Raw genomic sequence first — 24,583 nt, 5'->3', positions numbered from 1 at the left:
AGGCCGTCAGGGCGGCCACCGAGCAGGCCGGAATCCCGGCCGCCTCAAAGGAGTTTCGTGTGAGACCGACCCCCCACAAGGCCCTCGCCGCGACCGCACTGGGCATCGCCGCGTTGGCCGCAGCCCTGCTCCCCATCACCCCGGCGGCAGCCGCGCCGCCCACGGCACCACTGGCCGCCGACTGCACTCCGGCCCAGGTGGTCACCAACGGTGGTTTCGAGAGCGGGACTTCACCCTGGACCCAGTCGTCGTCGACCGTGATCACCAGCCGTTCCGGTCAGAGCGCCCACGGCGGCACCAGCTTCGCCTGGCTGAACGGTGTCGGCAGTACGCACACCGACACCCTCTCGCAGAGCGTCACGATCCCGTCCGGGTGCAGCAGCGCCACGCTCACCTTCTGGCTGCACATCGACACCGCCGAGACGACCTCGTCGACCGCGTACGACAAGCTGACGGCGAAGATCGGCAGTACGACACTGGCGACGTACTCGAACCTCAACAAGGCCACCGGCTACGTACAGAAGTCGTTCGACGTGTCGGCGTTCGCGGGCCAGACCGTGAGCCTCGCCTTCACCGGGACCGAGGACTCCAGCCTCCAGACGAGCTTCGTCCTCGACGACATCGCCCTCGACACCTCCGGCGGCACGACCCCGCCGGCGGACTCCACGCGCACGCCGGCCGCCCCCTCGTACACCGTCAGCCTGAGCAGCAACACGAGCGGCACGGTCTGGACGGGCCACGAGAGCGCGACGTTCACCAACGCCTCCTCCACCGCGCTCAGCGAGGTGTACCTGAGGCTGTGGGACAACTACCACGGCACCTGCTCCGCGATGCCGATCGCGGTCAGCAACGTCACCGGGGGCACCGCGGGCGCCCTGTCGGTCGGTTGCACCGCGCTCCGGATCGCCCTCCCGACCCCGCTGGCGCAGGGCCAGTCGACCACGATCGGCTTCGACCTGGGGATCACCGTCCCCAGCGGCGCCGACCGGTTCGGCTACGACGGCGCGTTCAGCATGATCGGCAACGCGCTGCCGGTTCTCGCCATCAAGGACGGCTCGGGCTGGCACCTGGACCCGTACACCAACAACGGCGAGTCGTTCTACTCCCTGGCCGCCGACTTCAAGGTGACCCTCGACCACCCGACCACCCTGCTGGTCCCGGCCACGGGCACCTCGGTGGACACCCCCGGCTCCAGCGGACGCACGGTCACCACGGCCACCGCCTCCAAGGTCCGTGACTTCGCGTGGGCGGCGGGCCCGTTCAGCAAGATCTCGGGTACGTCGGCGGCGGGCACCCCGATCAACATCTACTCCGTTTCGGGGATCAGTTCGTCCAGCGCACAGTCCATGCTCACCACCGCGAAGAGCGCGGTGGACGCCCACGCGGGACGCTTCGGCGCCTACCCGTACGGCGAGTTGGACGCCGTGATCGACAACAACTTCTGGTTCGGCGGCATGGAGTACCCGGGGTTCGTCCTCGACCTGGTCTCCACCACGGCACTCACCCATGAGATCGGGCACCAGTGGTTCTACGGGATCGTCGGCGACGACGAGTACAACAGCCCGTGGCTGGACGAGGCGTTCACCGACTACGCCACCGACCTGGCGCTGGGCAGTACCGGCACCAACTGCTGGAACAGCGTCTCCTGGGCCTCGACGGCGGAGAAGATCACCAACTCGATGGCCTACTGGGACGCCCACTCGTCCCGGTACTCCACCGTCGTCTACGGCTACGGCAAGTGCGCCCTGCACGATCTGCGGCGCGTCCTCGGTGACACCGTCATGGCGAAGTTGCTGAAGGACTACGCCACTTCGCACTGGTACGGCGTCTCGACCACGGCCGAGTTCAAGGCGGCCGCCCAGGCCGCCACGACCACGGACCTGACCTCGTTCTGGACCCAGCACCGCATCGACGGCTGATTCGGCGTCGGTTCGCCGCGGTCGACCCCTTGGGATGTCATCCGCGGCGAACCGACGACCGGGCCGGCGAACGGGCGGTCCGGGGACTCCGCCGAGTCCCCGGCGAGCCGGATCGTCGTCCCGGACTACCGCACGCACGGTGTACGGCGCGGACATGTGCCCTCGCTCCTGACGTCCGCGGACGTTCGGGGACTCGTCGGCCAAGGCGACGGGGTGGGGGCGCTGCTCGGAGCGATCGCATCGGAGCGATCGCCATGGACGCTGGGTAAGAAGTTGGTAACCCTCCGCAAGCCCCGCCGACCAGGCGTTTTTGTCCGATAGTGAGGGTTTTTTGACGCTTTTCGCACAGGAATAACACCCTCGTCCGGTCGCAGGCTCGGCCCTGACGTGGATAACCTCAAAAGCGAACATTTCGCCCATATGGGCGTGATCCGTTTGTGGGGGGACCCGCCACGTCAGGAGTCACACGTGAATTCCACACTCCGCAGCCGCTGTGCCAAGGCGATCGGCGCCGGCGCGCTCTCCGTCGCTCTGCTGTCGGCCGGGACGGCGGGCGCCTTCGCCGCGTCCCCGAGCGCGGCCTCACCGAGGCCGAAGCCGATCATGACTAGCAGCGCGAAGCCGACCGGGACCGAAACCGCCAAGCCCACCAGGACTGGCACCGCGAAGCCGACCAGGACCGGCACGCCCATGGCCAACGGTTCGATCACCGCCAGGGTGAGCAAGGCCCAGGTGAAGGCCGGCCAGTCGGTGACGTTCACCGGACGCGCCAAGGGAGTGAAGGTCGGCACCAAGGTGGTGCTGCTGCGCATGCACAACGGCAAGTGGACCGCTCTGAAGTCCAGCACCGTGCTCAAGAACGGCAGCAGCTACTCCCTGGTCACCAAGTTCAACAACAAGGGCCAGGAGCAGCTGCGGGTCATGGCGGGCAAGGTCGTCTCGCCCACCGTCGTCGTGACGGTGAAGTGATCCGGCGGCACCACCAAGAGAGGGCCGACCCGTGCACGGGTCGGCCCTTTCCGTGTCCAGTGCCTGTCCAGTCCCTGTCCGGTGCCTGTCCGGTCCCTGTCCGGCCCGGGTCACGGCTCGATGAGCCCGGCCCGGATCGCGTACCGGGTGAGTTCGAGGCGGTCGCGCAGGCCGAGCTTCTGCAGCAGGTTCGCCCGGTGGCTCTCCACGGTCTTGGCGCTGATGTAGAGCAGTTCGGCGATCTCCTTCGTCGTATGGCCCTCGGCGACCAGCTTGAGCACCTCCTCCTCGCGGTCGGTGACGGTCCGCACGGGCAGGGCCTCGCCGCGCCGCATCCGCTCCAGATAGGTGCGTACGAGCGCGGTCTCGGCGCCGGGATAGATGAACGGCTCGTCGCGCATCGCCGCCCGGCACGCCTCGACCAGATCGCGGTCGGCGACCGACTTCAGTACGTAACCGCAGGCCCCGGCCTTGAGCGCCTCGAAGAAGTACTGCTCGTTGTCGTACATCGTCAGGATGAGGATGCGCAGGTCGGGAAGGCGGCGGGAGAGTTCGCGGGCCGCCTGGAGTCCGGTCATCCGGGGCATCGCGATGTCGAGGACGGCGAGGTCCACGTCCGTGTCGCGGGCCCGCGCGACCGCTTCGGCACCGTCACCGGCCTCGGCCACGACGCTCAGGTCCGGTTCGCCGTCCAGGATGAGCCGTACGCCACGGCGCACGAGCGTGTGGTCGTCGGCGAGCAGAACCCGGGTGGGCCGGCCCCCGCCGGGCCGCCGGTCGGGCACGGAGGACGTGGCCGGAACGGACGACATGGGCGGCACGGACGTCATCGGTCTCCCTCGAAAGCGGTCGCGGCGCGGAGCTGCGGCGGTACGCCGGTCTTCGGCGCGCCTGTCGTGGATGCGCCGGTCTTCGATGCCCCGGTCTTCGATGCGCCTGTCTTCGATACGCCCGTCTCCGTCGAGATGCGCAGCCGTACGTCGGTGCCCGACCCCGGCCCGGCTCCGACCGAGAGCGCGGCGCCGATCAGCAGGGCCCGCTCCCGCATACCGCTGATCCCCGCCCCCTCCCGCAGCCGGCCGGGGCCCTTGCCGTTGTCCCGCACGAGGAGCTCGACGCCGTCGCCACCGTCCACATCCACGACCCGCCGCAAGCGCAGTTCGGCGCGATCGGCGCCCGCGTGCCGGGCCGTGTTGGTGAGCCCTTCCTGAGCCACCCGGTAGACCACGAGTTCCGTCTCCTCGGTCAGCGGCGGCAGATCTCCGTCGAGGTGGTGGCGTACGGACAGGCCGTGCGTGGTGAACTCGGCCGCCAGCGACCGCAGCGCGCTGTGCAGACCGAGTTCCTCCAGGACCCCGGGGCGCAGCCGACGGGCGATGCGGCGGATCTCGTCCAGGCTGCCGCGGGTCGCCTCCTGCGCCTGCCGCACCTCCTCCCGCAGCTCCCCGGGCACCTGGTCGGCGACCCGCTTGAGCTGCAGCAGCACGGCGGTCAGGGTCTGGCCCACCTCGTCGTGGAGCTCCTGGGAGATACGTCGGCGCTCGCCCTCCTGCGCGGAGAGCGCGCGGGCCGAGCTGGTGGCGCGCTCGGTCTCCAGCCGGTCGAGCATGGTGTTGTACGTGGTGATCAGCCCGGCGACCTCCGCGGGGCCGGTGACGGGTGCCCGGGCCCCGGGATGCATCAGGTCGGCGGTGGCCATGGCCCGGCCGAGCCGTTGCAGCGGGGCCAGTCCTATCCGCAGCACGAGCGCGTTGACGACGAGCAGCACCGCGAGCCCCGCGACGACGACCAGCACCTCGCCCGGCAGTATCGGCGTCGACACGGTGACCGGGCCCAGCAGCAGCGCGGTGGCCACGGTCAGGCCCGCGGCATTGAGCAGGAAGATCCGCCGGAACAGCGACACGTTCTTCTGTCCGTCCCTTCCTGTCCCTCCGGCCCTTCCGAGCTGCGGCGACGCCGCTGTCCCGGTCAGCTTCGCGCCTGTCGAGCGGTCGTGTCCATCCGTGCCAACACCCATGTCGCCACCGTACGGGGAATGGCAGCATGACCGTTTTGCACGGGAACGCAGGACCGCGACTCGACACGACGCGACTCGACTCGACACGACACGACGCGATGAGCAACCGACTCGATGAACAAGGGGAGATCATGTCCACGCCACGCCTTCGGGCGACGCCACTGCCGGGCATCGGGGTCCAGTACGACCTCATGACGCGCGAACAGCGCCACCTGTCGGTGGTGGCGCACCGCGACGGCGCCCGCACCGTGAGCGTGTACCGCGCCGACGACCCCGACTCCTGCGCCCAGTCGCTGCGGCTGACGAGCGGCGAGGCGGCCTCGCTGATCGACGCGCTGAAGCCCTCCCACCACAGCCCGAGCCTGCTCTACACCACCGACCTCGGGCTGATCGCCGAGCGCATCGAGATCGCCGCGACCTCCCGCTGGAACGGCCGGGTGCTGGGCGAGACCCGGATGCGGACCGAGACCGGCGCGTCGGTGGTGGCGGTGCTGCGCCGCGCCGAGGCCATCCCCTCGCCGACGCCGGACTTCCGGCTGGCGGGCGGGGACACCCTGATCGTCGTCGGGACCCGCGAAGGCGTCGACGGCGCCGCGGCGATACTCGGACGGGAGTGAGCGCGTGCACTCTGCTGTTCTGCTGATCGAGTTCGGCGCCATCATCCTCTGTCTCGGGCTGCTGGGGCGGGCCGCCGCCCGGCTGCGGTTCTCCCCCATCCCGCTGTATCTGCTGGCCGGCCTCGCCTTCGGCGAGGGCGGGCTGCTCCCGCTCGGCGCGAGCGAGGAGTTCGTCGCCACCGGCGCCGAGATCGGCGTCATCCTGCTCCTGCTGATGCTCGGCCTGGAGTACACGGCCAGCGATCTGGTCTCCAACCTCAAGGCCCACTACCCCTCGGGCCTGGTCGACTGCACCCTCAACGCCCTGCCCGGCGCTGCCGCCGCGCTGCTGCTCGGCTGGGGTCCGGTGGCCGCCGTGGTCCTGGCGGGCGTCACCTGGATCTCCTCGTCCGGTGTCATCGCCAAGGTGCTGGGCGACCTGGGGCGGGTGGGCAACCGGGAGACCCCGGTGATCCTCAGCATCCTCGTCCTGGAGGACCTGGCGATGGCGGTCTACCTGCCCATCGTCACCGCGCTGGTGGCCGGGGTCGGGCTGGCCGCGGGCAGTGTGACACTCGCGATCGCCCTGGGAGCCGCCGGACTCGTCCTGTTCGTGGCCGTCCGCTACGGCCGTGTCATCTCCCGCTTCGTCTCCAGCGACGACCCCGAGAAGCTGCTGCTCGTCGTGCTGGGCCTGACGATCCTCGTCGCGGGCATCGCGCAGCAGCTCCAGGTCTCCGCCGCCGTCGGGGCGTTCCTGGTCGGCATCGCCCTGTCCGGCGAGGTCGCGGAGGGCGCGCACACGCTGCTCAGCCCGTTGCGGGATCTCTTCGCGGCGATCTTCTTCGTCTTCTTCGGGCTGCACACCGACCCGGCGAGCATCCCGCCGGTCCTGCTGCCCGCGCTCGCGCTGGCCGTCGTCACGGCTCTGACGAAGATCGCCACCGGGTACTGGGCGGCGCGCCGGGCCGGTATCTCCGTGGGTGGCCGGTGGCGAGCGGGCGGTGCGCTGGTCGCGCGCGGCGAGTTCTCCATCGTCATCGCCGGGCTCGCGGTCACGGCCGGCATCGAACCCTCGCTCGGCCCGCTGGCCACGGCGTACGTGCTGATCCTGGTCGTACTCGGCCCGCTCACCGCCCGCTACACCCAGCCGCTGGCCGAACGGCTCACCGCCCGGTTCGGTCTCCCCGAGCGTCGGGGCCCCGCGGCACAACCCGAGGGGGCGGAACCGGAACGGCCCGAGGCGGAGGATGAGGCACGACAGCAGACCGCCGTCGGGGACTGAGCCGGGCCGATCGAGCCGCGGGGTCTACGCGTCCACGCCCCTCCACCCCTGCCCCCGCAGCACCTCCGACACGTCCGGCGCCCGGTAGTGCTCCCCCTTGAGGACCTTGCCGTCGGCCCGGCGGGCGACGCGGCCGTCGGGGCCCAGCTTCGTCATGTTGGAGCGGTGAACCTCGGCGATCACCGCGTCGAGGTCGATGCCGTGGACGAGCGCGGTGCCGTACGCCACGTACACGACGTCGGCCAGCTCGTGCGCCAGCCGGTCCAGCGGGCCCGAGACCGAGACCTCGGCGACTTCGGCGGCCTCCTCGGCGAGCAGTTCACCACGGTGGGCGGCGAGCGCCGGGGAGACCTCCGTCGGCGTGCTGCGCGCGTCGAGCCCGAAGGCGAGGTGGAACTCACGGACCAGGGAAGCGGGGGACGGAGACGCGGGGCAGCGATCGGGAGACGCGGAAGAAGTGACCGGGGAGTCGGGCGAGGTCTGCATCCGCCGACCATACCGAGCCCGGTTTCCACGCCCTCGCCGACCAATCCGAGCCCGGTTCCACGCCCCCGCCGCCCCTCTCGCCCCCTCGCGCCCTCTCTCGACCCCTCTCGTCCCCCTCTCGACCCCTCTCGTCCCCTCTCAGCCCCGCCCTGGTCAGGACTGCCCCCGGCTGGCAGGATCGCGCGCATGTTCCTGCCACTCCCCCGTATCGACCGGCGCCGCGCGCTGTTCGGCTCGGCCGCCGCGCTCGTGGTGTTCGGGCTGCTGTTGTGGTGGCTGCTGCCGCTGGGCGAGGAGTCGCCGGGCGGCAGGATCACGTTCAGCACGGGCACCCCGACCGGGGTGTACCAGAAGTACGGCACGCTCCTGCAGACCGCGCTCGCCAAGGACATGCCGCGCCTGGACGTCCGGCTGAAGAACAGCGACGGCTCGCAGGAGAACGTCCGCCGGGTGGCCACGGGCCAGGCCGACTTCACCATCGCGGCGGCCGACGCGGTGGAGACGTACATCCTGGAGAACAAGCCTGGGGCGGGCCAACTGCGCGGCTGCGCCCGGCTGTACGACGACTATGTGCACCTGGTCGTCCCGCGCTCCTCGTCCGTCCAGTCGGTGGCAGACCTGCGGGGCAAGAGGGTCGCCGTGGGGCCGGACGGTTCCGGGGTACGGCTGATAGCGGAGCATGTTCTGCAGGCGGCCGGGCTCGACTCCGCGAAGGACATCAAGCCGTTTCCGGACGGCATCGGCACCATGCCGGACCTGCTCGAACAACACAAGATCGACGCCTTCTTCTGGTCGGGCGGCCTGCCGACGAGCGCGGTGCAGCAGCTCTCGAAGCGCTTCGCCGTCAGGCTGGTGCCGATCACCGGCGACCTCGTCGCGAAACTGCACGAGCAGGGCGGCGCGGCCCGCTACTACCGGTCCGCGGTGATGCCCGCCGACGCCTACCCCGAGGCCCAGCAGGGCTCGTCCGTGCAGACGCTGGCGGTGGCGAACTTCCTGATCACCCGGGAGAACTCGGACGCCCGGCTCACCGAGGAGCTCACCCGTACGGTGATCAACAGCCGCGACGGCATCGGCCGTCAGGTGCACGCGGCCCAGCTGGTGGACCTGCGCACGGCCATCTACACGGATCCGCTGCCCCTGCACGAGGGCGCCCGGCGCTACTACCGCTCGGTCAAGCCGTAGCGCCGACCACCACGTCGGCCCCGGTGGCCCTGGTCGCCCCGCTCACGACTCGGGCCGCGACCTCGGCACCGTCACCGTCACCTTGAGGCCGTGCGGCTCGTGACGGGCGTACGCGATGGAGCCGCCGCCCGCCGAGAGCAGCACCCGCGAGATGGACAGGCCGAGGCCCGAGCCCTTGATGTTCTGGTGCCCCGCGCTGCGCCAGAAGCGGTCGCCGATGCGGGCCAGTTCCTCGTCGCTGAGACCCGGACCGCGGTCGGTGACGATCACCGTCGAGACCTCGCCGTTCGACGCGACCGCCACCTCGACGTCCTCGCCCTCGGGCGTGAACTTCAGCGCGTTGTCGATCACCGCGTCCAGAGCGCTGGACAGGGTGACCGGGTCGGCCCAGGCGGTGGTGGCCGGGCAGGTGCCGGTCAGGCGTACGCCCCTGCTGTCGGCCAGTGGCGACCAGGACGCGACGCGCTCGGCCGCCAGCTCACCGATGTCGGTCAGCCGCAGGTCCGCCTCGGCGTGCTCGGCGAGCGCCAGGTCGAGCAGGTCGTCCAGGACCTCGGCGAGGCGCTTGCCCTCGGTGCGGACCGACGCGATCTCCTCATTGTCCTCCGGCAGTTCCAGCGCGAGCAGTTCGATGCGCAGCAGCAGCGCCGAGAGCGGGTTGCGCAACTGGTGCGAGGCGTCGGCGACGAAGGCGCGCTGCTGCTCCAGGACGTCTTCGACGTTGTCCGCCATCTCGTTGAACGACCGGGCCAGGCGTCTGAGTTCCGGCGGACCGCCCGCGACCGCGACCCGCGACTTCAGCCGCCCGGTGGCGATGTCGTGGGTGGTGGCGTCGAGGACACGTACGGGCCTGAGCACCCAGCCGGTCAGCCGCAGCGCCGCGCCGAGGGCGAGGAGCATCGCGGCGACCTCGCCCGCGCCGATGATCACCCAGCCGTGCAGGATCTTCGAACGCATCTGTCCGGTGGGCGAGTCGGTGACCACGACCGCGATGACGTCACCGTCCCGGATGACCGGGGACGCGACGACGAGCCGGTTGCGCTGCCACGGCCAGACCTGCTCCGGGTCGTGGCTGCGGCGGCCCAGGAGCGCCTCGTTGAAGGCCTCGCGCCCCTCGCCCTTCGCGACCACGTACCAGTTCTCGGGTGCATTGGCCATGGGCGCGAGGTCGCGGTAGAAGACGCCGACACGGATGCCGTACACCTCGTAGTACGCGACGAGTTCCTTGCGCAGGGTCTCCCCGCGCTCGTCCGTCGTGCCCACTCGGGAGCCGCCGGCCGGCTGGTCGGTGACGAACTGCGCGAGGGCGGCGAAGCGTGCCGTGTCGTCGATGCGGTCGACGACCACACGCTGTTGCTCGGCGGCCGCGACGCTCACGGCGAGCGGGACGCCGAGCGCGAGCAGCACGGCTGCCATCAGGACGATGAGCAGCGGAAGGAGGCGGGTGCGCACCGGTGCACGCTACGCCGTGGGAGCGACGAGCCGGTACCCCACGCCGCGCACGGTCTCGATCAGCGCCGGCATGCGCAGCTTGGAACGCAGGGACGCTACATGCACCTCCAGGGTGCGCCCGGTCCCCTCCCAACTGGTGCGCCACACCTCGCTGATGATCTGCTCCCGGCGGAAGACCACCCCGGGCCGCTGGGCGAGCAGCGCGAGCAGGTCGAACTCCTTGCGGGTCAGTTGGACCACCGAACCGTCGACGCTGACCTGGCGGGTGGGCAGTTCGATGCGGACCGGCCCGAGCCGCAGCGCGGTGTCCCCGGAGCCGCCGGCGTCGTCGGGGACGCTGCGCCGGCTGACGGCGTGGATACGGGCGAGCAGTTCCCCGGTGTCGTAGGGCTTCACCACGTAGTCGTCGGCGCCGAGGTTGAGGCCGTGGATCCGCGACCGTACGTCGGAGCGGGCGGTGACCATGATCACCGGAGTGCTGGTGCGTTTGCGGATCTTGCCGCAGACCTCGTAGCCGTCCTGGTCGGGCAGGCCCAGGTCGAGCAGGACCACACCGAAGCCGTCGCTCTCCGGAACCAGTGCCTGCAGGGCCTCCTCGCCGCTGCGGGCGTGCGTGACGTCGAAGCCGTGTCGCGCCAGCACCGCGGACAGGGCCGCCGCGACGTGGTTGTCGTCCTCGACGAGCAGCAGTCTCATTCCGGCCCCCTCCGGTTCATCGGTCGTACGGTCCGATCCTGTTGGATCGCGGCGCACACGCGTGTGCACCAAGGAAGTCACGCCGATGGATCACGACCGCGTCAAGAGGCTTCGGGTCGGGGAGGGCTTCCGTTACCCAGCCGGTACGCGGCCGGTACGCCGTCGCACAGCGGCTGCTACGACTCGTGTCCGATTGCTACCGGATCGTGATGCTCAAGTTCCCCTCAGATGTAATGACGCTGGTCGCACGGGGTCACTACTGTCCACCGAAACCGAGGAGGACGGAGCCCCAGAGCGATGACCGAAGTATCGGTGGCCAAGGATGCCGTGGCCGCGACCGAGGACCTGGTCGTCCTGAAGAGCGTCAACAAGCACTTCGGCGCGTTGCACGTGCTCCAGGACATCGACCTGACGATCGCTCGTGGCGAGGTCGTCGTGGTCATCGGGCCCTCCGGGTCCGGGAAGTCCACCCTGTGCCGCACCATCAACCGCCTGGAGACGATCGATTCGGGCGACATCACCATCGACGGCAAGCCGCTGCCCGACGAGGGCAAGGCGCTGGCCCGGTTGCGGGCCGACGTGGGCATGGTCTTCCAGTCCTTCAACCTCTTCGCGCACAAGACGGTGCTCGAGAACGTGATGCTGGGTCAGATCAAGGTCCGCAAGGCCGACAAGAAGGCGGCCGAGGAGAAGGCCCGCGGACTGCTGGACCGGGTGGGCGTGGGCACCCAGGCGGACAAGTACCCCGCGCAGTTGTCGGGCGGTCAGCAGCAGCGGGTCGCGATCGCGCGGGCGCTGGCGATGGACCCCAAGGTCATGCTCTTCGACGAGCCGACCTCGGCGCTCGACCCCGAGATGATCAACGAGGTCCTGGAGGTCATGCAGCAGCTCGCGAGCGACGGCATGACGATGATCGTCGTCACGCATGAGATGGGCTTCGCTCGCTCGGCTGCCAACCGGGTGGTCTTCATGGCCGACGGTCGCATCGTCGAAGAGGCCGCGCCGGACCAGTTCTTCAGCAATCCCCGCAGCGACCGGGCCAAGGACTTCCTGTCGAAGATCCTGCACCACTGACGGCCTGCGCTTCGTCATCACTGAAGTTCGTTCCTGAACCGAGGTTCTTGAACCGGCATTCATCGCTGACGTTGATCGCTTGCGTTCATCGCTGACGTTCATCGCTTGCGTTCAACGCTGACGTTCATCGCTTGCGTTCATCACTGAAGCCCATGTCTGAAGCCCATGCCTGAAGACCTGCATCTCCTCCCCACCCAAAGGATGTTCACCATGAAGCTCCGCAAGGTCACCGCCGCCTCGGCCGTCGTGCTCGCGCTCGCCGTGACCGCCACGGCGTGCGGCTCCGACAACAAGAAGGACAGCGGCTCCTCGGGCAGTGGCGGCGGCAAGATCACCGTCGGCATCAAGTTCGACCAGCCGGGCATCGGCCAGAAGACCCCGCAGGGTTACGCGGGCTTCGACGTCGACGTCGCCACGTACGTCGCCGGGAAGCTCGGCTACAAGCCCGACCAGATCCAGTGGAAGGAGACGAAGAGCGCCGAGCGCGAGAACGCGCTCTCGCGCGGTGACGTCGACTTCATCGCCGCCTCCTACTCGATCACCCCCGCGCGTCAGCAGAAGGTCGACTTCGCCGGCCCTTACCTGCTCGCCCACCAGGACGTGCTGATCCGCGCCGACGACGCCGCCATCAAGTCGCCGTCGGACCTCAACAGCAAGAAGCTGTGTTCCGTGACCGGTTCGACCTCGGCGCAGAACGTGCACGACAAGCTGGCGCCCAAGGCCCAGCTCCAGCAGTACCCGACGTACTCGGCCTGCCTGACGGGTCTGCAGAACAAGGCGATCGACGCCCTGACGACGGACGACTCGATCCTCGCCGGCTACGCCTCGCAGGCCGCCTTCAAGGGCAAGTTCAAGCTCGGCGGCTTCAAGATGACCAACGAGAACTACGGCATCGGCGTCAAGAAGGGCAGCGACCTCAAGGCCAAGATCAACACGGCTCTCGAGGCGATGGTGTCCGACGGTTCCTGGCAGAAGGCCGTGGACAAGAACTTCGGTCCGGCGGGATACAAGAACGAGCCCGCTCCGAAGATCGGCAACATCGTCAGCTGATGTAGGGCCCGCCGGTGCGCCGCCCTCGGGGGGCGGCGCACCCGGGCATCACCACACGCGGAAGCGCGGGGAATCGTGTTCGACTTTCTTCAAGGTTACGACCTGCTGGGAGCGTTCTGGATGACGGTGAAGCTCGCCGTCCTCTCAGCCGTCGGCTCCCTGATATGGGGAACCATGCTGGCCGCCATGCGGGTCGGTCCGGTGCCTCTCATGCGCGGATTCGGCACCGCCTACGTGAACATCGTGCGGAACATCCCGCTGACCGTGATCATCCTGTTCACGTCGCTGGGCCTCAACCAGACCCTGCAGGTGAGTCTCGGCTCGGACCAGGTCGAGACGGTCAACTTCCGGCTGGCCGTGCTCGGTCTGATCGCCTACACCTCGGCCTTCGTCTGCGAGGCGCTGCGCTCCGGCATCAACACCGTGCCCGTCGGGCAGGCGGAGGCGGCCCGCGCCATCGGTCTGAACTTCACCCAGGTCCTGACCCTGATCGTGCTTCCCCAGGCGTTCCGTTCGGTCGTCGGTCCGCTGACGAACGTGCTGATCGCCCTGACGAAGAACACCACGGTGGCGGCCGCGATCGGTGTCGCCGAAGCGGCCACCCTGATGAAGTCCATGATCGAGAACGAGGCCCAACTCATCGCGATCTCGGCCGTCTTCGCCTTCGGGTTCATGTGCCTGACGCTGCCGACCGGCCTCCTCCTCGGCTGGGTGGGCAAGAAGGTGGCGGTGAAGCGATGACGTCCGTCCTGTACGACGCCCAGGGCCCCCGTGCCAAGCGGCGCAACATCCTCTACTCGGCGCTGTTCCTGGTCGCCTTCGCGGCCCTGTTGTGGTGGGTGATCACCAGCCTCAACGACAAGGACCAGCTCGCCTGGGAGAAGTGGAAGCCCTTCGTCCATGGCGAGGCCTGGAGCACGTACCTCTGGCCGGGGCTGCAGAACACCCTGAAGGCCGCGGCCCTCTCCATGGTCATCGCCCTGCCGCTCGGCGCCTTCTTCGGCATCGCCCGGCTCTCCGACCACGCCTGGATCCGGATACCCGCGGCCGCGATCGTGGAGTTCTTCCGCGCCATCCCGGTGCTGGTCCTCATGATCTTCGCCGACGCCGCGTACTCCACTTACTCGAACATCAGCTCGGACGACCGTCCGCTCTACGCGGTCTTCACGGGACTGGTGCTCTACAACTCCTCGGTCCTCGCGGAGATCGTCCGCGCGGGCATCCTGTCGCTGCCCAAGGGGCAGTCCGAGGCGGCCATGGCCGTCGGTCTGCGCAAGAACCAGGTCATGCGGTTCATCCTGCTGCCGCAGGCGGTCACCGCGATGCTGCCGGCGATCGTCAGCCAGCTCGTCGTGATCGTGAAGGACACCGCGCTCGGCGGCGCGGTCCTCACCTTCCCCGAGCTGCTCGCCTCTGTCGGCCCGATGAGCGCGTACTACGGCGCGAACACCATCGCCAGCTTCACCGTCGTGGCCCTGATCTACATCGCGCTCAACTTCAGCCTCACCAGCTTCGCGAGCTGGCTGGAGGGACGACTGCGGCGCGGCAAGAAGTCGACGGGCGTCGTGCTTGCGCCGGCCGCGGTCGGGGGCACGGAGTCGACCGGCGCGGGCGGTGCGGGCGGCGGCATCTCCATCTGACGGATCCTCACCCTTCGTCGATGTCAACGGGGGCAGTGGCATGATCGCCACTGCCCCCGTCACTTGACGCAAGCACCGGCAATGGGTTGCATACGTTCTGTGATCGTGCACCCCGTTCCAACTGCCTGTTCCCGACCGTTCCTCAGGACACCGCTCCGGGCAGGGGGCCGCGCGCCGTGGACCCGGTGATCATCGTCGGCGCGGGGCCCGTGGGCCTCACGCTGGCCCTTGCGCTGGCCCGCCAGGAGGTTCCCTGCGTGGTCCTCGACGAGGGGCCGGGCAAGGACGAACAACGGCTCGCGCGGACGGTGGTGCTGCGCGAGGACACGGCCGCGCTCGTCGAGCGCCTGACGGGCCTGCCCCTCACCGATGCCGGTTTCCGTTGGGCCGGATGGCGGTCGATGCGGCGCAAGCAGGTGATGCGCGAGATCGACTTCGCTGCCCGGGCGTCCGACACGCACTCGCCGGACTTCGAAGCCGACGCGCACGACCCCGGGGGCGCGGCGCACGGCGCGGGAGGCGGCGCGCACGGCGCGCTGAGCGGCACCCAGGCCTTCGGGGGCGGCGCGCACGCCGCGGGGAGCGGCGCCCAGCGTTCCGGGGGAAGCGCACGGGACCCGAAGGGGAGCACGCAGAGCCTGAAAAGCGCCGGGCTCGGCCCGAGTACGGACGCGCAGGACTCCGACGGCGCCCACGCGCCCGCCCCGATGCACCTCGCCCAGCACGCGCTGACCGGCGCCCTGCGCGAGGCCATCATCCACGAGCGGCTGATCAAGGTCGCCGTGGGAAGCCGCCTCGACTCGATCGAGCAGGAGTCCTCGGGCGTCACGGCGCACACCCGCGGCCCCAACGGCACATGGTGGCGCGGCAGTTACCTGGTCGGCTGCGACGGACCACGCTCGACCGTGCGCAAGCTCCAGGACATCCGCTTCCCCGGACGTACAGCCGTCGAACGATACGCCGTGGCGGCGCTGCGTACGGAACTTCCCTGGCCCGGCCAGGCGTTGCTGCACCGGATGCCGCCATGGCGGACGTCGGGCCCCGCGAGCGGGGAGGTGACCGCGCGCCCCCTCGCCGACGACGTGTGGCGGCTGGACTGGCTGCTGCCGCCCGGCAAGGACCTGGTCACGCCCGACCTGCTGGTGGCGCGCATCCGCGAGACCCTCGCGGGCTGGAACGCGGGCTCCACACCCCCGTACGAGCTGCTCGACACCGGAGTCCACACCGTCCACCACCGCCTCGCCCGCCGCTGGCGGTCCGGCCGGGTCTTCCTCGCCGGGGACGCCGCGCACCTGCTCGGCGCGCTCGGCACCCAGGGCCTGGACGAGGGCCTGCGGGACGCCGACAACCTCGCCTGGAAACTGGCGCTCGCCTGGCACCACGGCCCGCACGAGGCACTGCTCGACAGCTACCAGGCGGAGCGGCGGGCCGTCGTCGCCGCCCGGCTGCGCGCCGCCGACCAGGCGCTGCCACTGCTGCGCAGCGGCGGAGGCCTGCGCTCGTACGTCCCCGGGTCGGCCCGTGGCCACGACGCGCTGCTCACGGACGGCCACCTGGGACGCGGCCCACTGGGTGCGCCGGGGGTGTACGCCGACTCGCCGCTCACGCCCGCGCACACCGAATCGGAGACGCCGGTGGACACGGCTCCCGGTGCGCCGGTCGTCGACGTACGCGTGACCGCGGAGGACGGCTCGTTCGTACAGCTGCGGGAGCGGCTCGGTCGCGGGGTGCTGCTCGTCGTACTGATCGCTCCGGGTACGGGCGTGTGGGCGCGCAAGCACTGGGTCACGGCCGGGATCATGCCCCGGCTCGCGGCCGCCGTGACCGCGCTGCCGCACCGCGCCGAGCTGCTGGTCGCCGAGAGCTATCCCGGCGCGGCGGCACACACCGTGCTCCTGGTGCGCCCCGACGGCCACCTGGTCACCGCGCTGAGCGGGGTGCGCCCGGCCGACCTGTACGCGGCGGCCGAGACGACACTGGGCGGCCCCGCCACGGCGGAGGCGGAAGCGGAGACCGCGGCCAGTAGGACCTGACGACCCCGGTGGTCCGGCCCGCCCCGGACCACCAGGCTCAGGTAGCCGAACCCGTCCGGGGCGCGGAGCCACGGCCAGCGCGGCACCCTCGGTCACCAGAGGGTCCACATGGTGACAGTGAGTTGACCGGCCCGGACCGCCATGGTGTACTCCGGATCGTGACCGACACCTGTGTGCGCCTGTGGCGGAGGGTCCATATGGACCTCGTCCGCTACGCGGGCTGCGTGTGTCGCCCGTCCTGCTGAATTCGCAGCTGTTCTCTCCCCGCGCGCCGCCCCTCCCTGTCGGCTGCCGCGCGCACCCACGCGAACGCCCAGGACGGTACCCGTGTCTGTGTCCACCCCCTCCACCACGCCTTCCGCCTCCGCACCGGTCCACGCCCCCACCCAGTCCGACCTGTTCGACTTCGTGCGCCGCACCGCCGCCGACGCCGAACTGATCGCTTCCCTCCCCCTCGACCCCGAGGGCCGCACCTGGGTGCGCCTGGAGGGCCCCGGCGGCAGCGAGGCCTGGCTCATCGGCTGGCCCCCCGGCACCGGGACCGGCTGGCACGACCACGCCGACTCGGTCGGCGCCTTCGTCGCCGCCGCGGGCGAACTCAAGGAGTACTCGCTCGCCGCCCGCCTGCCCACCGACGGCTGGAAGACCCTCGAACTCTCCGAGGACGTCGACCGCGAACGTCGGCTGCCGGCCGGCCAGGGTCGCTCCTTCAGCCGCCACCACGTGCACGAGGTGCTCAACGAGTCCACCGAGGAGCACGCGATCTCCGTCCACGCGTACTACCCGCCGCTGCCCCGGATCCGCCGCTACAGCCGCACGGGGCAGGTGCTGCGCCTGGAGCACGTCGAGCGTCCGGAGGACTGGCAGTGAGCGCACCCCGCCCGGTGGGCATCGACACGTTGCTGGCACGGGTCCGCGAGGGACTCGACCGGGTGGAGGCCGAGGAGGCCTACTCCGCCGCACAGGCCGGCGAAGCCCTCCTCGTCGACATCCGGTACTCCGCCCTGCGCGAGCGCGACGGACTGATCCCCGGCGCCCTCGTCGTCGAGCGCAACGAACTGGAGTGGCGGCTCGACCCCCACGGCAACCACCGCGCCCCGGAGGCCACGAGCCATGATCTGCGGGTCGTGGTGGTCTGCAACGAGGGGTACGCGTCCAGCCTCGCCGCCGTCTCCCTCCACCAGCTCGGACTGCACCGGGCGACCGACCTGGTCGGCGGCTTCCAGGCGTGGAAGGCGGCCGGTCTCCCGGTGACGGCCTAGCTCCGGGCTCACGATCACCGTGTGGCGGCACGTAGTTGGTCGCGGTACGTACTTGGTCGCGGTACGCAGGTGGTCGCGGTACGTACTTGGTGGGCGCCCCCTGATGTAAGGGGCGCCCACCATTGCGTACAGCTCCTTACTCCTACGCGTACCGTCCCCTACTCCTTGGCCGTGGCCACCGTGACCGGGCGCACCCGCAACGCCACCCGGCCCGGCAGCGCGGTGGCGACGAGCGCGAGCAGCCCGGCGAGCGCGACCACGGCGACGTACACCAGGGGTGTGACCGCCGGAGCCGCCTCGCCCGTCATGCCGACGCTGAACGCGGTGAGGACGGCGAGCGCGATTCCACTGCCGAGCGCGGTGGCGAGCAGCAGGACCGAGAGCGCCTCCGTGCGCAGCATCCCCAACACCTGGCGCCGGGTCGCCCCGGCGAGGCGCAGCAGCGCGAACTCGCGGACACGCTCCGAGACCGACATGGCCAGCGTGTTGACGACGGCGATGGCGGTGAAGGCCAGGACGAGTCCCATGGCGAGGTAGTTGACCTCGGCGTTCGCCTGCTGCCGTGCGGCCTGGATCGAGTCGGCGGCGGCCGGGGCGAGGACGTGGATCCCCGGGAACTCACGGAGGGTAGTCGCGAGTTGTGTCTGTGTACGGCCGGTGCTGACGAGGACGGAGGTCGCGAGCGGGTCGTCCACATGGCGGGCGACCAGGTCATGGGCGAAGGTGAGGTCGCCGAAGCCGAGGCCCCTGGCGTAGACGGCCACGACGGTCGGCGTGGCGGGTGTTCCGTCGCCCAGCGTGAGTTTCAGCGGGCTGCCGGGCTTCAGGTGGAGCTGGTCGGCGGCGAGTTCGCTGACGGCGACGGTGTCCTCGGTGAGCTTCGTCAGGGAGCCGGCGGTGACGTCCGGGTCCCAGGTGCGGGTGAGGCCCCCGGGTGTGACGCCCTGCGCCGCGTACTTGTCGAGTCCCACACGGACGGTCGTGCGGACCACTTCGGTGACGGTGTCGTGCTGCGTACGCAGCCGCCGTGCGGCCTCGGCCGGTACGCCCGGGCCCTGGGCGGCCACCACCCAGTCGGCGCGGATGCCCTCGCGGGCCTGGGCGCGGGCCGCGTTGCCCAGGGTCGGCTGAACGAAGAGAACGGTGCAGGTCATGCCGATGAGGAGGGTCAGAGGGGTGACGACGGAGGCCATCCGGGCGGCATGGCCACGGAGGTTGGCACGCGCCAGCCGACTGCTGGGTCCGGTCAGCGCGAGCGGACCTCCGAGTACGGCCACGGCCGCCCTGACCAACAGCGGGCCGAGCAGCGCGACGGAGGAGGCGAGGACCACGACGGCCAGGAAGGTCACGGGAGTCGAGGCGGGTTCCGTGCGCAGAACGCTGAGCACGGCGACGAGGACGACACCGCCGGCGAGCAGGGCGAGACCCGCGAGGATCCGTCCCCACGCCGGGCGGGTGCGCTCGGCCCTGGCTTCGGCGAGCGCCTCGGCCGGGCGGATCCGGGCGATCCTGCGCGAGGAGATACGGGCGGCGGCCCACGCACCGAGCAGCGTCGCGGCGAGCGCGGCGAACGGCGGGAAGACGCTGACGGTGTGCTGAAGCGTGGCCGGCACGGCGCCCATGGCCACGAACCGGCCGTGCAGCCAACTGCCCAGCGGCAGCCCCGCGAGCGCGCCGGCGGTGCCCGCGGCGGCCCCGACGATCAGTGCCTCACGGCCGAGGAGCGCCCGGATCTGGCCCGGCGTTGCGGCGATGGCGCGCAGCAGGGCGAGTTCGCGATGGCGCTGCTGCACGGAGAGCGCGAAGGTCCCGACGACCACGAGGACGGCCACGAGCAGTGAGGTGCCGCCCATCGCACCGCCCATGCTGACCAGCTTCGTACGCGCGGCGGCCGCGTCCAGGAACTCCACGGGCCCTCGGCCGTCACCGGCGCTGACCTGCGCGGTCGTACCGTGCGGAGCCCTGGTTCCGTGCAGCGCCGAGCTGACCGACCGCTTCAGCACGGCCGCGTCCGTGCCCTTGGTGGGAAGCACCCCGAAGGCGGTGACCTGCCCGGGGTGGGCGGCGAGGCGGCGGGCCTCGGCGGTGGAGAAGAAGAGGGCGGTCTGGTGCCGCACCTCCTGGGCGGGGGCGGCGATTCCGGTCACCCGGTAGGTCCGCGGGCTCTGCGTCGACTGGACGGTGAGCCGGTCGCCGGGCTCGAGGTGGGCGCGCTCGGCGAGACGGCGGTCGATGACGAGATCGCCGTCTGCCTTGGGGGCGGTGCCGGTGGTGAGGGTGTACGGGGTCAGCGCGGCGGAGTCCCAGGCGTGCCCGTAGGCGGGCCGGTCCTTGTCGACGGCTCCCCCGGGTGCCAAGGGTTCGGCCAGGAAGGTCAGTTCGGGGATGACCTCACGTACGCCGGGCACCTTCCGGAGCTCGGTGGCGAGGTCGCCCGGGAGCCAGGCCCGTTCGGCGATCGGCTTGGCCTTGTGTTTGACCTTGGTCTTGCCCTTCTTGTGTTTGACGGTGGTCTGGTGGACGTTCTGGTCGGCGGAGACCACGACGGGCGTCGCTGCATACCGTTCGGTGGCGATCGTGCCGCGCAGGCCCGTCTCCAGGAGGGTGCCGCAGGCGGTGATGAGAGCGGCCGCGCACATCAAGGCGAAGAAGGCACCGAGGAAGCCACCTTTGCGGGCTCGGACGGTCCGCAGGGCGTAACGCAGCATCATGAGGGTTTGCTCCCTGGTCTGTCGTGGGGCGCTGGACGGTTCTCGGGCGCGGCGTCGGGGGCCGGGAAGGCGAGGAACCGGGTGAGTACCGTGCGCGCGCCGGGCGGGGTGTCGGCCTCGGGGCGCTTGTAACGGTTGAGGAGCGCGATGTACTCCTCGAAGAACGCGCGGAGTTCGGGGAGCGTCAGCCGGATGCTGCCGCGCGAGTAGGGGAAGGCGTCGACCCAGGGATCGGCTTCGGCCACCTCCCCGTCCGCCCCCCGCGTCCGTAGCTGCCTCTGCGCCTGCACCTGCATCTGCTCGAAGAGTTCGAGGTCGGCGGCGTACGCGTGGTGGTTCAGCTCGTCCATGACGAGCCGCATCTCGGCGCTCTGCCGACTGCGCGGCGGGAAGCGGCGGTCACCGGGGACGGCCCGCCACCAGCGCTCCCTGCCGTGGCCGCCCGCCTCGGCCGGTCGGTCGACTTCCTCCACGAAGCCGTACCGAGCGAGCTCACGCAGGTGGTAGCTGGTGGCTCCGGTGTTGAGCCCGAGCGCCCGGGCCAGTGTCGCCGAGGTGGCGGGGCCGTGCACGGTGAGGTGCTGAAGCATGCGCTGCCGACGGGGCTGCGCGAGGGCCTTGAGCGTGGCGAGGTCGGAGAGCTCGGTGGAGCCGCCCGAAGTCTCCTCGCCCCGCCTCACCAAGGGTTCCGCGCCGGGTTCCTGTGCCATGCGTACACAGTCCTCTGTGCACAGACACCTGTGCATTGCGGCAACCCGGCGTCTCCCTCCGGGGGTTAACCCCACCCTCACAAAGGGGAGTTGGACAGTCCTGGGTCGGGCGAGGGTGGGAAGACGGGAGAAGGGGAGGGTCAGGGGCCGGGTTCTGGGCCGGGTTCGGAGACCTGCCCCCCTGAATGCGATCGGCCCCCCGTGCGCCCACCGCATTCGGTCCCCGCCCCCACCCTCAAGGCTCAGAACCCCTCGTCCCCCAAGCCCTCCGTGTCCTCCCCCTCTTCCTCCAGCGCCTGGCGAACCACGCGCAGCGCCATCCCCTCGGAGTAGCCCTTGCGGGCGAGCATGCCCGCAAGGCGTCGCAGCCGCTTGTCGCGGTCGAGACCGCGCGTGGAACGGAGCTTGCGCGCGACGAGCTCACGCGCCGTCGCCTCTTCCTGCTCGGAGTCGAGCTGCCCGACGGCCTCGTCGATCAGCGTCGAGTCCACGCCCTTGGTCCGCAGCTCCCGCGCGAGCGCCCGCCGGGCCAGACCCCGGCCGTGGTGCCGGGACTCCACCCAGGCGTCCGCGAAGGCACCGTCGTTGATCAGCCCGACCTCCTCGAACCGTGACAGCACCTCGTCCGCCACATCGTCGGGGATCTCACGCTTGCGCAACGCGTCCGCGAGCTGTTTCCGCGTGCGCGGGGTCCCGGTGAGCAGGCGCAGACAGATCGCCCGCGCCCGCTCAGCCGGGTCCCCTGGGGGCTCCCCCTTCTCGGCCCTCGACGAGGAAGGAGTGCCTCCGTCCTGTGGGTCGTCGGACGGCTCACCGAAAGCGCCACGCCTCCGACGCCCTCGTCCACCTCGCGGCCCCCCGTCGCCGCGCCCCCTGTCGCCGCGCCGCCCACCGCCACGGCGCGATCCACCGTCCGGAGAACCGTGACCGTCCGTCAGGCCGTCACCTTCACCGTCGCCCACCGGACCGTCACCGCCGTACGGATCCCCGCCATGAAAGCCCTCGGGGCCGTACGTGCCACCGGAGTACGTGGAGGAGCCGCCGTGCGTCTCATCCCCGTACGGCCCGTCCCCGCCGTACGCTCTTTCACCGTCTCCGGCCGAGTCGCCGTTCCCCCCGTGCCCCTGCCCCCGCGGGGGGACGGGGTAGGCGTACTCGGCCCAGTCGGTTCGTCGCGTCATGGACTAGCTCTTGGCCGCCGCGGCCTTGGACTTGGTGGCCTTGGCCGCCGGAGCGGGCACCGTCTTCGCGGCCTCGTCCGAGGCGGTCGAGACCGCCGCGTCCGCGCCCGGCTCGGCGGTGGGCTCCGTCGGCCTCACACCGACGCCCAGCTTCTCCAGGATCTTCTTCTCGATCTCGTTGGCGAGGTCGGGGTTGTCCTTCAGGAAGTTGCGCGCGTTCTCCTTGCCCTGGCCGAGCTGGTCGCCCTCGTACGTGTACCAGGCGCCGGCCTTGCGGACGAAGCCGTGCTCCACGCCCATGTCGATCAGACCGCCCTCGCGGCTGATGCCGTGCCCGTAGAGGATGTCGAACTCGGCCTGCTTGAAGGGCGGCGCGACCTTGTTCTTGACGACCTTGACGCGGGTGCGGTTGCCGACCGCGTCGGTGCCGTCCTTCAGCGTCTCGATGCGGCGGATGTCGAGTCGCACCGAGGCGTAGAACTTGAGCGCCCGGCCACCCGTCGTGGTCTCCGGGGAGCCGAACATCACGCCGATCTTCTCGCGCAGCTGGTTGATGAAGATCGCGGTGGTCTTCGACTGGTTGAGCGCGCTGGTGATCTTCCGCAGGGCCTGGCTCATCAGACGGGCCTGCAGACCCACGTGCGAGTCGCCCATCTCGCCCTCGATCTCCGCGCGCGGCACCAGGGCGGCGACGGAGTCGATGACGATCAGGTCGAGCGCGCCGGAGCGGACGAGCATGTCCACGATTTCCAGCGCCTGCTCGCCGTTGTCCGGCTGGGACAGGATCAGGTTGTCGATGTCGACACCGAGCTTCTTCGCGTACTCGGGGTCGAGGGCGTGCTCGGCGTCCACGAAGGCCACCTGGCCGCCGGCCTTCTGCGCGTTCGCCACCGCGTGCAGCGTCAGCGTCGTCTTACCGGAGGACTCCGGGCCGTACACCTCCACCACTCGGCCGCGCGGCAGGCCGCCGACACCGAGGGCCACGTCGAGCGCGGTCGATCCGGTGGGGATGACCTCGATGGGCTCGTTCGGCCGCTCGCCCAGGCGCATCACCGCACCCTTGCCGAATTGCCGTTCAATCTGTGCGAGCGCGGCGTCGAGCGCCTTCTCGCGGTCCGTACCTGCCATGGGTTCCACCCGGTTTGCTTGAGTCGATCGCTTCACGTCAAAGACGCTAACGCCTGCCACTGACAATGCGCCCCGACGCCCGTCCAGCCTGTGGATAACTCGGGTACATCTCTGTGAAAACCCTGCCGAAATCCCCGCCGAGAGCCCAGCCGGAGATTCCATGAGAATGGATGTTCGATTTTGGTGTCAAGCGCACCATGCGGCACCTCCGAGCCTACGTTCGCGGACCGACAACGGCCGGGATCCCCGCCTACTCCACAGGGCGTACCACCGGAGTCTTCGGCCGGACGACGACCTCAGGGCCCTGGCCGCCGAAGCTTGGACCTCATGGAGAGCCGCAGCGGAACCCCCGCTCCCGCCGTGACCACCGCCGTCGCCCCACCGGCACGACCGTCTCCGGTGCGCTCCGGGTGGCGTGGAGCGTGGCACGGAGTGCGTCCCACCGAGCGGCTCTGCCATGTGACCGGCGCCGTGCTGGTGCTCTCCGGGCTGGCGCATCTGGCCGTCTTCGCCGTGGACGGCGGCCCCTGGGACGGGCCCGTCTCCTGGCGCAAGCCCGTCACGTTCGGGCTCTCCTTCGGGCTGACGCTGATCGCGATCACGTGGGTCACGTCGTATCTGCGGGTCGGAACGCGTCTGCGCTCGGCGCTGCTCGTCGTGTTCGCCGCCGACTGTGTCGTGGAGGTGGGCGGGATCACCCTTCAGGCGTGGCGCCGGGTGCCCTCGCACCTCAACATGGAGACCGGCTTCGACACGGCGGTGTCGATGACGCTCGCGGTGGGCGGCGGGGTTCTCGTGGTGCTGCTCACGGTGTTCGCGGTGGCCTCCTTCCAAAACCGGCCCACGGGCCCTCTGGGGATGCCGCTCGCGCTGCGCTCCGGGTTCGCGATCCTGCTCGTCGCGCTGGCGTCGGGCGCCGCGATGATCGCGCGCGGGGTCGTCCTCACCCGCACCGGTCACCAGGAGGCGGCGTACCACTCGACGGCCCCGCTCAAGCCGCTGCACGGAGTGAGCCTGCACGCCGTGCTGGTCCTGCCCGCGCTGGCCTGGCTGCTGTCGCACACACCATGGAGCGACCGGACACGGCGGCGGGTCATCCAGGCGGCGGTCGGTTGCTACGCGGCGGCGGTCCTGGGCGCCGGGGTGTGGGCGGCCCTCACCTGGTGAACCCTGGTGAACCTCATAGGCC

General features: G+C 70.6%; 23 protein-coding genes. 14 read left to right on the top strand and 9 right to left on the bottom strand.

Annotated features, from left to right (window positions below; all coding sequences use genetic code 11):
- Positions 1 to 59 precede the first annotated feature (59 nt).
- Together FNV62_RS36880 and FNV62_RS36875 are read left to right on the top strand one after the other, a co-directional pair.
- Entirely contained in the window at positions 60 to 1,919 is a 1,860-nt protein-coding gene (locus FNV62_RS36880; protein WP_143609372.1) for a M1 family metallopeptidase, read from the top strand.
- Positions 1,920 to 2,387: 468 nt separating this feature from the next.
- The gene (locus FNV62_RS36875; RefSeq protein WP_143603119.1) at positions 2,388 to 2,888 is read left to right on the top strand and encodes a hypothetical protein; all 501 of its coding nucleotides are present in this window, start codon (positions 2,388 to 2,390) and stop codon (positions 2,886 to 2,888) included.
- A gap of 110 nt (positions 2,889 to 2,998) precedes the next feature.
- Here the strand turns inward: FNV62_RS36875 and FNV62_RS36870 are convergent, their stop codons facing one another.
- Both FNV62_RS36870 and FNV62_RS36865 read right to left on the bottom strand, forming a co-directional pair.
- Positions 2,999 to 3,700: a response regulator gene (locus FNV62_RS36870; protein WP_225900896.1), complete on the bottom strand. Its 702-nt coding sequence runs from the start codon at positions 3,698 to 3,700 to the stop codon at positions 2,999 to 3,001.
- 14 nt (positions 3,701 to 3,714) lie between these two features.
- Positions 3,715 to 4,791: a HAMP domain-containing sensor histidine kinase gene (locus FNV62_RS36865; RefSeq protein ID WP_225900489.1), complete on the bottom strand. Its 1,077-nt coding sequence runs from the start codon at positions 4,789 to 4,791 to the stop codon at positions 3,715 to 3,717.
- 245 nt (positions 4,792 to 5,036) lie between these two features.
- Here FNV62_RS36865 and FNV62_RS36860 point away from each other — a divergent pair, with 245 nt between their 5' ends.
- Both FNV62_RS36860 and FNV62_RS36855 read left to right on the top strand, forming a co-directional pair.
- The gene (locus tag FNV62_RS36860) at positions 5,037 to 5,522 is read left to right on the top strand and encodes a cation:proton antiporter regulatory subunit (RefSeq protein ID WP_054229957.1); all 486 of its coding nucleotides are present in this window, start codon (positions 5,037 to 5,039) and stop codon (positions 5,520 to 5,522) included.
- A gap of 4 nt (positions 5,523 to 5,526) precedes the next feature.
- Positions 5,527 to 6,786: a cation:proton antiporter gene (locus FNV62_RS36855; RefSeq protein ID WP_143628380.1), complete on the top strand. Its 1,260-nt coding sequence runs from the start codon at positions 5,527 to 5,529 to the stop codon at positions 6,784 to 6,786.
- A gap of 24 nt (positions 6,787 to 6,810) precedes the next feature.
- Here FNV62_RS36855 and FNV62_RS36850 read toward each other — a convergent pair whose 3' ends face one another.
- Positions 6,811 to 7,272, bottom strand: a complete 462-nt coding sequence (locus FNV62_RS36850; protein WP_060897141.1) for a MazG nucleotide pyrophosphohydrolase domain-containing protein — start codon at positions 7,270 to 7,272, stop codon at positions 6,811 to 6,813.
- A 186-nt stretch (positions 7,273 to 7,458) separates the two neighbouring features.
- On the opposite strand from FNV62_RS36850, the gene FNV62_RS36845 reads away from it, so the two are divergent.
- Positions 7,459 to 8,457, top strand: a complete 999-nt coding sequence (locus tag FNV62_RS36845; protein ID WP_143603116.1) for a TAXI family TRAP transporter solute-binding subunit — start codon at positions 7,459 to 7,461, stop codon at positions 8,455 to 8,457.
- A 42-nt stretch (positions 8,458 to 8,499) separates the two neighbouring features.
- Here the strand turns inward: FNV62_RS36845 and FNV62_RS36840 are convergent, their stop codons facing one another.
- A complete protein-coding gene (locus tag FNV62_RS36840; protein ID WP_097286495.1) occupies positions 8,500 to 9,909 on the bottom strand; it encodes a sensor histidine kinase in 1,410 nt (469 codons plus the stop codon).
- A gap of 9 nt (positions 9,910 to 9,918) precedes the next feature.
- Positions 9,919 to 10,605 carry a response regulator transcription factor gene (locus FNV62_RS36835; protein ID WP_060897140.1) on the bottom strand — a complete coding sequence of 229 codons (687 nt, stop codon included), beginning with the start codon at positions 10,603 to 10,605 and terminating at the stop codon, positions 9,919 to 9,921.
- 297 nt (positions 10,606 to 10,902) lie between these two features.
- On the opposite strand from FNV62_RS36835, the gene FNV62_RS36830 reads away from it, so the two are divergent.
- The 8 genes from FNV62_RS36830 to FNV62_RS36800 all read left to right on the top strand — a co-directional run bounded on the left by FNV62_RS36830 (position 10,903) and on the right by FNV62_RS36800 (position 17,664).
- Entirely contained in the window at positions 10,903 to 11,679 is a 777-nt protein-coding gene (locus FNV62_RS36830; protein ID WP_097286494.1) for an amino acid ABC transporter ATP-binding protein, read from the top strand.
- A 210-nt stretch (positions 11,680 to 11,889) separates the two neighbouring features.
- The gene (locus tag FNV62_RS36825; RefSeq protein ID WP_143603115.1) at positions 11,890 to 12,729 is read left to right on the top strand and encodes a glutamate ABC transporter substrate-binding protein; all 840 of its coding nucleotides are present in this window, start codon (positions 11,890 to 11,892) and stop codon (positions 12,727 to 12,729) included.
- 75 nt (positions 12,730 to 12,804) lie between these two features.
- On the top strand, positions 12,805 to 13,470 hold the full coding sequence (locus FNV62_RS36820) for an amino acid ABC transporter permease (RefSeq protein ID WP_054229850.1): 666 nt from the start codon (positions 12,805 to 12,807) through the stop codon (positions 13,468 to 13,470).
- A complete protein-coding gene (locus FNV62_RS36815) occupies positions 13,467 to 14,369 on the top strand; it encodes an amino acid ABC transporter permease (protein ID WP_054229849.1) in 903 nt (300 codons plus the stop codon). Before FNV62_RS36820 ends, FNV62_RS36815 begins: the two co-directional genes overlap by 4 nt.
- A gap of 176 nt (positions 14,370 to 14,545) precedes the next feature.
- Entirely contained in the window at positions 14,546 to 16,402 is a 1,857-nt protein-coding gene (locus FNV62_RS36810) for an FAD-dependent monooxygenase (protein WP_164331821.1), read from the top strand.
- Between the two features lie 8 nt (positions 16,403 to 16,410).
- Entirely contained in the window at positions 16,411 to 16,647 is a 237-nt protein-coding gene (locus FNV62_RS58075; RefSeq protein WP_351755080.1) for a putative leader peptide, read from the top strand.
- Between the two features lie 88 nt (positions 16,648 to 16,735).
- Entirely contained in the window at positions 16,736 to 17,272 is a 537-nt protein-coding gene (locus FNV62_RS36805) for a cysteine dioxygenase (protein ID WP_143652232.1), read from the top strand.
- Positions 17,269 to 17,664 (top strand): rhodanese-like domain-containing protein, encoded by a 396-nt coding sequence (locus FNV62_RS36800; RefSeq protein WP_399223000.1) that lies wholly within the window; start codon positions 17,269 to 17,271, stop codon positions 17,662 to 17,664. Before FNV62_RS36805 ends, FNV62_RS36800 begins: the two co-directional genes overlap by 4 nt.
- 158 nt (positions 17,665 to 17,822) lie before the next feature.
- Here the strand turns inward: FNV62_RS36800 and FNV62_RS36795 are convergent, their stop codons facing one another.
- The 4 genes from FNV62_RS36795 to recA all read right to left on the bottom strand — a co-directional run bounded on the left by FNV62_RS36795 (position 17,823) and on the right by recA (position 23,394).
- Positions 17,823 to 20,375, bottom strand: a complete 2,553-nt coding sequence (locus FNV62_RS36795) for an ABC transporter permease (RefSeq protein ID WP_143628375.1) — start codon at positions 20,373 to 20,375, stop codon at positions 17,823 to 17,825.
- Positions 20,372 to 21,085 (bottom strand): helix-turn-helix domain-containing protein, encoded by a 714-nt coding sequence (locus FNV62_RS36790; RefSeq protein WP_143628374.1) that lies wholly within the window; start codon positions 21,083 to 21,085, stop codon positions 20,372 to 20,374. The genes FNV62_RS36795 and FNV62_RS36790 overlap by 4 nt, the downstream gene beginning before the upstream one ends.
- Positions 21,086 to 21,327: 242 nt before the next feature.
- The gene (gene recX / locus FNV62_RS36785; RefSeq protein ID WP_143628373.1) at positions 21,328 to 22,266 is read right to left on the bottom strand and encodes a recombination regulator RecX; all 939 of its coding nucleotides are present in this window, start codon (positions 22,264 to 22,266) and stop codon (positions 21,328 to 21,330) included.
- 3 nt (positions 22,267 to 22,269) lie between these two features.
- The gene (gene recA / locus FNV62_RS36780) at positions 22,270 to 23,394 is read right to left on the bottom strand and encodes a recombinase RecA (protein WP_060897132.1); all 1,125 of its coding nucleotides are present in this window, start codon (positions 23,392 to 23,394) and stop codon (positions 22,270 to 22,272) included.
- 327 nt (positions 23,395 to 23,721) lie between these two features.
- Between recA and FNV62_RS36775 the strand changes: the two genes are divergently transcribed.
- Positions 23,722 to 24,561, top strand: a complete 840-nt coding sequence (locus FNV62_RS36775) for a hypothetical protein (RefSeq protein WP_399222998.1) — start codon at positions 23,722 to 23,724, stop codon at positions 24,559 to 24,561.
- The last annotated feature ends 22 nt before the right edge of the window (positions 24,562 to 24,583 follow it).

This window comes from Streptomyces sp. RLB3-17 (assembly GCF_007113425.2).
GTDB classification, from domain to species: domain Bacteria; phylum Actinomycetota; class Actinomycetes; order Streptomycetales; family Streptomycetaceae; genus Streptomyces; species Streptomyces mirabilis_D.
The sequence above is the reverse complement of the archived record's forward strand: the minus strand, read 5'-3'. Positions and strand labels throughout refer to the sequence as shown.

What these genes read in the sequence shown, in the direction of transcription:
- FNV62_RS36870 (WP_225900896.1), bottom strand. Translation starts at nt 3,700, where the DNA reads ATGTCGTCCGTTCCGGCCACGTCCTCCGTGCCCGACCGGCGGCCCGGC.
- FNV62_RS36860 (WP_054229957.1), top strand. Translation starts at nt 5,037, where the DNA reads ATGTCCACGCCACGCCTTCGGGCGACGCCACTGCCGGGCATCGGGGTC.
- FNV62_RS36850 (WP_060897141.1), bottom strand. Translation starts at nt 7,272, where the DNA reads ATGCAGACCTCGCCCGACTCCCCGGTCACTTCTTCCGCGTCTCCCGAT.
- FNV62_RS36845 (WP_143603116.1), top strand. Translation starts at nt 7,459, where the DNA reads ATGTTCCTGCCACTCCCCCGTATCGACCGGCGCCGCGCGCTGTTCGGC.
- FNV62_RS36835 (WP_060897140.1), bottom strand. Translation starts at nt 10,605, where the DNA reads ATGAGACTGCTGCTCGTCGAGGACGACAACCACGTCGCGGCGGCCCTG.
- FNV62_RS36830 (WP_097286494.1), top strand. Translation starts at nt 10,903, where the DNA reads ATGACCGAAGTATCGGTGGCCAAGGATGCCGTGGCCGCGACCGAGGAC.
- FNV62_RS36825 (WP_143603115.1), top strand. Translation starts at nt 11,890, where the DNA reads ATGAAGCTCCGCAAGGTCACCGCCGCCTCGGCCGTCGTGCTCGCGCTC.
- FNV62_RS36815 (WP_054229849.1), top strand. Translation starts at nt 13,467, where the DNA reads ATGACGTCCGTCCTGTACGACGCCCAGGGCCCCCGTGCCAAGCGGCGC.
- FNV62_RS36795 (WP_143628375.1), bottom strand. Translation starts at nt 20,375, where the DNA reads ATGATGCTGCGTTACGCCCTGCGGACCGTCCGAGCCCGCAAAGGTGGC.
- FNV62_RS36790 (WP_143628374.1), bottom strand. Translation starts at nt 21,085, where the DNA reads ATGGCACAGGAACCCGGCGCGGAACCCTTGGTGAGGCGGGGCGAGGAG.
- recX (WP_143628373.1), bottom strand. Translation starts at nt 22,266, where the DNA reads ATGACGCGACGAACCGACTGGGCCGAGTACGCCTACCCCGTCCCCCCG.
- recA (WP_060897132.1), bottom strand. Translation starts at nt 23,394, where the DNA reads ATGGCAGGTACGGACCGCGAGAAGGCGCTCGACGCCGCGCTCGCACAG.
- FNV62_RS36775 (WP_399222998.1), top strand. Translation starts at nt 23,722, where the DNA reads ATGGAGAGCCGCAGCGGAACCCCCGCTCCCGCCGTGACCACCGCCGTC.